Origin of the sequence: uncultured Algibacter sp., assembly GCF_947495675.1 — a bacterium.
Lineage (GTDB): Bacteria > Bacteroidota > Bacteroidia > Flavobacteriales > Flavobacteriaceae > Algibacter_B.
The window spans coordinates 1-203 of sequence record NZ_CANLZX010000127.1; the positions used below are offsets into that span (position 1 = coordinate 1).

A 203-nucleotide genomic window follows, 5' to 3' on the forward strand; every position below is an offset into this window, starting at 1 on the left:
TCACAAGTAGCGGTTAATCCAGAACCATCGGTTACTGTCCAAGTCACTACAGTATCACCTAATGGGAATGTTGCAGGCGCATCATTAGTAACACTTGCTACAGAACAGTTATCTGATCCTGTTGGTGCTGTACCTAAATCCACATTACTTGCTGTACATAATCCAGCATCTACATTTACTGTTACATCGGTAGGACAGGTAAT

At 41.9% G+C, this 203-nt stretch carries 1 protein-coding gene; it reads right to left on the reverse strand.

The window, feature by feature from the left end:
• Nucleotides 1-203: HYR domain-containing protein (locus Q0842_RS16355; RefSeq protein ID WP_298500598.1), on the reverse strand; the 203-nt coding region annotated here is incomplete at both ends.